Origin of the sequence: Parachlamydia sp. (genome assembly GCF_050255895.1) — a bacterium.
GTDB classification, from domain to species: domain Bacteria; phylum Chlamydiota; class Chlamydiia; order Chlamydiales; family Parachlamydiaceae; genus Parachlamydia; species Parachlamydia acanthamoebae.
This window is the reverse complement of the sequence record NZ_JBFWIR010000100.1, coordinates 1-6,673: the sequence shown is the minus strand read 5'-3', so window position 1 is coordinate 6,673 and position 6,673 is coordinate 1. Positions and strand designations below refer to the sequence as shown.

The 6,673-nt window shown below is 36.7% G+C and carries 5 protein-coding genes; 2 read left to right on the top strand and 3 right to left on the bottom strand.

Annotated elements, in window-relative coordinates; genetic code table 11:
• Positions 1–215: 215 nt before the first annotated feature.
• The 3 genes from AB7E63_RS12790 to AB7E63_RS12780 form a co-directional block, all read right to left on the bottom strand.
• Positions 216–2,015: an ABC-F family ATP-binding cassette domain-containing protein gene (locus tag AB7E63_RS12790; protein WP_006340158.1), complete on the bottom strand. Its 1,800-nt coding sequence runs from the start codon at positions 2,013–2,015 to the stop codon at positions 216–218.
• Positions 2,016–2,138: 123 nt separating this feature from the next.
• Entirely contained in the window at positions 2,139–2,393 is a 255-nt protein-coding gene (locus AB7E63_RS12785; protein ID WP_241208956.1) for a hypothetical protein, read from the bottom strand.
• Between the two features lie 357 nt (positions 2,394–2,750).
• On the bottom strand, positions 2,751–3,362 hold the full coding sequence (locus AB7E63_RS12780; RefSeq protein ID WP_284452538.1) for a collagen-like protein: 612 nt from the start codon (positions 3,360–3,362) through the stop codon (positions 2,751–2,753).
• 220 nt (positions 3,363–3,582) lie between these two features.
• Between AB7E63_RS12780 and AB7E63_RS12775 the strand changes: the two genes are divergently transcribed.
• Positions 3,583–5,031 (top strand): NAD(P)-binding domain-containing protein, encoded by a 1,449-nt coding sequence (locus AB7E63_RS12775; RefSeq protein WP_284452537.1) that lies wholly within the window; start codon positions 3,583–3,585, stop codon positions 5,029–5,031.
• 350 nt (positions 5,032–5,381) lie between these two features.
• Positions 5,382–6,431: an MORN repeat-containing protein gene (locus tag AB7E63_RS12770; protein WP_284452536.1), complete on the top strand. Its 1,050-nt coding sequence runs from the start codon at positions 5,382–5,384 to the stop codon at positions 6,429–6,431.
• Positions 6,432–6,673 lie beyond the last annotated feature (242 nt).

The window sequence follows — 6,673 nt, the reverse complement described above, 5'->3', positions numbered from 1 at the left end:
AGACCAAATGTAATAACTTTATATGACATTAGCGGAAGAACCATAGACTAGCGTGTTGAAAAGTTTGGGTTAGGAACTGTAGTAAAACACAACATACGCTCTTCTTCGGAAGCTATTCAAGGTCGTTCTCTTTTTAGCGAGTTGAGTTAGATTTAAATGAACTTTAGCATATTTTAAGATATTTTTCCATCAAACATATTTGAAAATGGCAATATTCACACACTCTGGGCCTTATTTTCGAGTTCTTCCCAGCGAGCATAAAGTTGGTCTAATTTTTCTTGTGTTAAAGTCAACTCTTGACAAGTCGCATGCAGTTTTGTTGCATCGTCAGAAACCATTTCAGCTTTTTTGTGCAATTCTTCCAACTTTGTTTCAATCATTATGATTTTATCCGTCATACCTTGTCGTTCCAATTCCTCAGCATAAGTTAGCTTTTTTGGTTTTGCGGATTCCTTCTCAGGTTGTTTATTTTTTTTCTGTGTCTTAGGTTCTGTTTCTTGCTTGAACGTTTGCTGATATGTTTCCCATTGGGTGTAATCAGCAAAAAAAGTAGGTTCTTCAGAAAGCCCTAGGCCAATCAAAGTTGTAGAAACGCGATCCAGTAAATAGCGATCATGCGTAATTAAAACGACGGCACCGGGAAATTGGAGTAAACTTTCTTCTAGAACTTCTAAGGTTGAAATATCTAGGTCGTTGGTTGGTTCATCAAGAAGCAAAATATCAGCCGGTTTTAGCATGAGACGTGCAATTAAAACACGTGCTTTTTCACCCCCAGAAAGTTTATGGAGAGGCAAATCCAATCGCTCAGAGGAAAATTGAAAGCGTTTGCACCAAGAATTAATGTGTAAAGATTGTCCCTGGTAGTTGACGTATTCTCCATCGGGAGCAAGGGCATTTCTTAATGGTAGATTTAGAGGGAGCTCTTCTCTCTGTTGATCGAAATAGGCGATTTGCACACCATCGGCAAATTTTAAAGTCCCAACATCAGGTTCAATCTCTTTGGCTAGCATTTTTAGAAGTGTGGATTTTCCACTTCCATTCAGTCCAATGATGCCGAGTCGCATCCCGGGAGACAAAATAAAATCGACTTTCCGAAAAAGAAGTTTGTCTCCTAGTGTTTTTGCTAAATTTTTTACAGTAAGGAGTTTACGAGTTTGTCTCTCTGTAGAAGAGAAGTCGATTTGGGCATTTGTGACTTTATTGCGACTCTTAACTTCTGCCAATTCATCAATTAAACGATGCGTCTGCTGAACTCGCGATTGCGCTTTTGTTGTGCGGGCTTGAGGGGATTTTTTCAGCCAAGCAATTTCTTCCCGTGTTTTGCCAGCGAGAGAGCGTTCGTATTGTTGCTGGCCGGACAGGAATTGATCCTTTCGTTCCAAAAAAGTGCTATAAGTTCCGTCGACAAGAAATAAGCCATCAGGGAACATGCGATTCAATTCGAGCATTTTAGAGGTGGTATTCTCCAGAAAAAAACGATCGTGGCTAATTAAAAGGAATGTTGGATTTTCCCGGTTTAAGAATTTTTCTAGCCACAAAATGCCTTCAAGATCCAGGTGGTTTGTAGGCTCATCCAATAGCAGAATATCAGGAGATTGAATAAGTTGGAGACCAATGCTTAATCTTTTTTTCCAGCCGCCAGAAAGAATGGTGGTGGATTGTGAAGCGTCCTCAAAGCCTAGTTTGCTCAGCATTTTACTGACCAATGCGTCTTGTTCATAGTCGTGTAAAGAGGATGACAGTAATGGCTTGCGCAAAATCTCCTCAACGGTTGCATCAGGGAACACCGCATCTTGTGGGACATATCCCACCTTGAGATTTTGTCTTAGCGCAATCGTTCCATTATCTGCATGTTCAAGGCCTGCTAATATTTTTAACAATGTCGATTTTCCAGCTCCATTAGGCCCCACAATTCCGATTTTATCGCCCTTAAAAATCGATAAATTAAGTTGATCAAACAATAGGCGAGAGCCAAATGTTTTACTGATCTTGTGGCAATTGATAAGCGGAGACATAGAATAAAAAGTACCTTAAAAGTTTTCTGGAAGAGTGAATTAATAGGATAAATGATTGTTGATTTCACAGATTTCTCTATAAATAATAGTATAGAAAAACAATTAAAGTCAAACCACTTATGGCTATTTGACAATCATAATTTGATACATTTTGTATAATTCGACAAAAACTGCTGAATCCTCAATAATTTGATTAAATTCCCGCAGAATTTCTTCGATCTGTGTAGACTTGGTTCCTCCTTTTTCTAAATAATGAAGCATTTCAGCATCCTTCGGGGGGAGGGGAATGGCTTGATTAAGGCGGAAGATTTCCAGTGAGAAATGATTGTCCTTTATGATTTTGTAAACATGCTCGCAAAAATGGTAGGAAGCTCCCAAATTTTCTCCTAATTTTACCAGAATTGTTTCCATAAATCAAGATGAGGAAGGGAGGGAATATAACGCAAAGCACTCACACCGGCATTCCCAGCGATCCTTTTTAAGCAATGCATGAAATGATGGATGATTTGGACTGGATCCATAACATGTATCAGAGCCATATTAAAGACTTTCTGTGTGTTTTTTGCGGAAAAAAGCTAATTGAAACAAGATTGTCAACTCCATAAATTTTACCAACAATGTTTGTATCCAACCAGAAGTAATTGTTGGGAAGCTGGCTCTGTAATGTTTTAAGCGATTCTTAGGCTTATTTTTCTCCAGGCATAAAAAAACTGCCAGCGTACTGGCAGGAACAAATTAAAACCCAATTTGTTGTAAGGTAAGTGAAATGGGGACAGTTGGTAAACGTGTGTTTGTTGAAACGGATAATGCATTAATGGGGCCAGATAATAACCCATTTGTGAGGGTCAGAATATCCCCTGCATTTAATCTCAAAATTAACGTGTTTTGATTCAAAGGCCCTGAAACACTTGTTTTTGGAAGCGCTTTTCCATTAACCGCAAGAGCGATAACTGCATTCTTTACGTTTGTAAAAACAGAGTACGAAATGGCATAAGCGCCACTTTGGGGAATTGAAACTCCTCCATTTATAGGTGCAGTAAATCCCCCTGCATTTTCTGGATCCAGGATTGTGAGGTTAATCGTTTCTCCTGCATAAATCGACAGCTGAGAATTTGGATTGTAATAGAAAGCATAATTAGGTGTAACAGCAGATTGACCTTGAGGGCCTGTTGCTCCGGTTGCTCCCTGAGGACCTGCAGGACCAGTTGGGCCTGTCGGACCCGCTGCGGTACTCTTAAAATTAGTTGGAATTGGCAGAGGATGAGCTGTCAGAATTTCTCCTTGAAGAGATTGTGTTGTCATTAAAACGAGAGCAAAAGACACAAAGCATTTTGATAATTGAATCATATTCCTCCTTTAAGCGAATGATTTTTTGAATCATAAAGTAGAAAGTCAAAAAACTCTATAAAAATTTCATTTGAAGCTGCTTGGCAAGCATTGGAGAGTCAAAAAAGAGACTCTTAGATTATCTGATTTTATTTTAGTGTGCTGAATAAAAAAACAGTGATATAGGTAGCTTAAACAACGAAAAAGCTTAAAACAATTAAAGATAGAATTCTAAGCCGATATGACTATTTCAAAATTATATCAGTTATTTTTTAATCAAAAAGCTAATCGCCTTAAAAAGCTTGAGTGTCAAGCTTTAAAAGAATTGAAAATTCTTGACTATCCACCTAGAAAAAATTGGCTTCCCTCTCGAAAAACAGCGGATGGTCAGAAGATATACGATGTTGTGATTGTAGGGGGAGGTCAAACTGCAATTGCTGTAGCTTTTTCTTTAATTAGAGAAAAGATCACGAATATTTTGATCTTTGATGAAAATGACAAAGGTTGTGTAGGCCCATGGCTAACATATGCACGTATGGATACACTTCGAACACCCAAATATACACTTGGTCCCGATTGCGATATACCAAGCTTGACTTTTCAATCTTGGTATGAAGCGATTTATGGAGAAGATGCCTGGAAAGAAATACAATTTATTCCTCGCTTAGATTGGGCTCGCTATCTCACCTGGCTTCAAACATTTTTGAATCTCCCTATTGTTAATAATGCTAAGGTTGGCTCCCTCAGGTGGCAACAGCAAGACAATTGTTTCTTTGTGCCAGTAAATTCAAACGAAATACAGCTGGTATATGCACGTAAAATTATTTTAGCAACAGGATTGCAAGGTTCCGGTGGTTGGTCCGTTCCCGAACACATTCAACGAAATATTCCCCGGAAATACTATGATCAGGCAAGTGAAGTGATTGCCTTTGAAAAATTTAAAGATAAAAAAGTTGGAATTTTGGGTGCAGGTCCATGTGCTTTCGACAATGCCTTAAAATGTTCAGAATACGGGGCAAAAGAAGTTCACATATTTAGCAAAAAATCCAAACTCGTCAATTTGCATACCTTTCTGTGGGGAGAGTACGTCGGCTTTTTAAAGGGATTTTCCAGTCTATCTGATGAAGCTAAATTTCGCTTTATATCTAAAATGTATGAGATTGGCCAACCACCTACTCCTGATGGTGTAAAGAATGTGAGAGCTAAAAATAATATTTTTATCCATTTCAACAACCCCTGGATAGATTCCAAGATGTTAGGAAATCGTCCAGTTGTAATCACTCCCAAAGCAGAGGAGGTTTTTGATGCACTCATCATAGCAATCGGTTGGACTGTCGATTTACGTCTAAGGCAAGAGTTGAATCACTTTAGGGATAAAATTGCTTTGTGGTCAGATCGAATGGTATCTACAAATTTCAAAGATGAGATGCTTTTGCGTTCTCCTTATTTAGGGAAGGGATCTAATTTTTCTGAAAAGCAGCCTGGAACTGCACCTTACCTGCATTCTATTTTCAATTGTACAGGAGGGGCTCTGCTAAGTACTGGTTTTAATGCAGGCACGGGTTTAACAGGGATGAAGTATAGTATAAAGAGTATTGTCGATGAAATTGTGAATCAGCTATTTGTAGATGATCAAGATTATTTTTACCAAACACTTGCAACTTACGACCATCAAATATTTGAAAATTAGGTGGTTGTTTGATTCTTCTCTGAAAAATCTTAATTTTTAAGTCAAAAAAATATTCAATAGGCATGCCTCATGGAAAATATGTCTCCTTGAACAAAATACGAAGGTCTTTTTAAAACAGCTCTAATTTCCCGGATAGCCATCTTTTCGCCAACGATGGGCTTTTTATGCCACAACCTTCTCCTTTCTCTCTTATTTATTTGGATTTATAATTCATTGCGGTTTTTTATAAAAGTGAGTAATAAAAATATGTGAATCTATTAATTAATAGGTTTTTTGTTTTAAAATATTGGAAATATATTTTTTTGTATTATAAAATGTGAACTTACTTATTATTTTTTAGAGGGTTTTTTATGAGTATGTCTATTCAAGTACATAGTGCAAAAATATCAACTGCAAAATTGATTTTTTTTCCAGAAAAAAGCCTTGGAAAAGAAAAAGGACGTCTTTTCTTTCAAGGTTTAGAAAATGATTCAAGATTTTCAATTGCTTTGGCATCTTTAAAATTTTATAAAGAGGAACAAAAAATTGAACAGAAGAAAGGGGTTGTTTTATTAAAAATTTTAGATTCCGACGGCTGTACACTCATTGCCAAAGTGAATGAAAGTAGTTTGCGAAAAAGATTTGGGATAACTCAAGAAGAATTTAATTCTGCAAAAAAACAATATGGAGCGGATTTAACTAAATTTGTCTCCAATAAAATTAAAGAAAAAATCGAAGAAAAGAAAAATGTTTCCAATTTAGGTCATAAAGGAGCAAAGAAAGCAGATGGAAAAACACCGCATGGGATTGGTCGACATGTAGGAATGCATAACGAATACGAAGGCCATTATAGGAATGGATTATACCATGGAAAAGGAATTTTGACTGACCAAGATGGGTCAGTTTATCAGGGATTATTTAAGAATAATGAGCCTAATGGTCAGGGTGTTTTCAGGTACCCCAAGAGAAAAAATTTTCCTGGATACACATATGAAGGACAATTCAGAAATGGAAAATTCCATGGATTAGGAACAATAACCTATACGAATGGCAAAAAATATGTCGGAAAATTTAAAGATGATGATTTTAACGGAAGAGGAAAATGTACATATCAGAATGGGGAAAAAGAGAAGGGCGTATTTGTAAATAATGAGCTTACAAAAGGCATTAAAATTCTCGAAAATGGGGATCGAGAGAAAGGAATATTTGAAGATGAAGAATTTGTTAAGGGCTTGAGAATTTTTAAAAATGGCGATAAAGAAAAAGGTGAGTTTAAAAAGGGTGAGCTATTTGAAGGTATAAGATATAGAAGAGGCAGGAAATACAGCGTAGTGAATGGTGAAGTAATGAAGATCCCACCCGCAAAGAGTTTAAAAGAAAAAATCACTAGGTTTATAAAGAAGTTTAATCTTTTCAAATAATCAATTGTCTTCCTGTTCTCTATCAAAATGAATAACTTTCATATTGATATTGCAAAGGTTAACAAATTGTCCAAAAAATAAATAGTTAAACAGCCATTCCCGCTGGAAACAGATGCATATTTTTTTAATCAACAAAATAGTCGTTTGGAGATTTAAGGGATGAGAGTACCTCTCACCGAATGACAATTCAAAAAAAGTAAATAGGACACGCTAAAACAATCAGGTTAAGGGATACGGGGTAT

What these genes read in the sequence shown, in the direction of transcription:
- AB7E63_RS12780 (WP_284452538.1), bottom strand. Translation starts at nt 3,362, where the DNA reads ATGATTCAATTATCAAAATGCTTTGTGTCTTTTGCTCTCGTTTTAATG.
- AB7E63_RS12770 (WP_284452536.1), top strand. Translation starts at nt 5,382, where the DNA reads ATGAGTATGTCTATTCAAGTACATAGTGCAAAAATATCAACTGCAAAA.
- AB7E63_RS12775 (WP_284452537.1), top strand. Translation starts at nt 3,583, where the DNA reads ATGACTATTTCAAAATTATATCAGTTATTTTTTAATCAAAAAGCTAAT.
- AB7E63_RS12790 (WP_006340158.1), bottom strand. Translation starts at nt 2,015, where the DNA reads ATGTCTCCGCTTATCAATTGCCACAAGATCAGTAAAACATTTGGCTCT.